The following is a 246-nucleotide window of genomic DNA, read 5'->3' as shown; positions in this document are numbered from 1 at the left end:
GCTGCCTAGGGTGGTACGCACGTGCCCTCGAACACCAGATCCCCAGTGCTATCCACTACGTAAGTGTCATTGCCGAGACCACCCACCAGCCGATCCGCACCCGCACCACCATTGAGCTGGTCGTTGCCAGCGCCGCCGAATAGGGTGTTATCCAGCGTGTTGCCACCACCGATGAAGTTGCCCACCCCGGTATAGGTCAGGTTTTCGACATTGGCACCCAGGGTGTAGCTGCCTAGGGTGGTACGC

At 60.6% G+C, this 246-nt stretch carries 1 pseudogene; it reads right to left on the bottom strand.

The features are described 5' to 3' along the window. Positions 1–20 precede the first annotated feature (20 nt). Positions 21–246, bottom strand: a pseudogene (locus M2S36_RS25020) (hypothetical protein); the annotation flags it as partial.

Origin of the sequence: Pseudomonas sp. SF2, assembly GCF_036858055.1 — a bacterium.
Classification (GTDB): domain Bacteria; phylum Pseudomonadota; class Gammaproteobacteria; order Pseudomonadales; family Pseudomonadaceae; genus Aquipseudomonas.
Note: the sequence above shows the minus strand (reverse complement) of the source record. Positions and strands in the feature narration are given on the sequence as shown.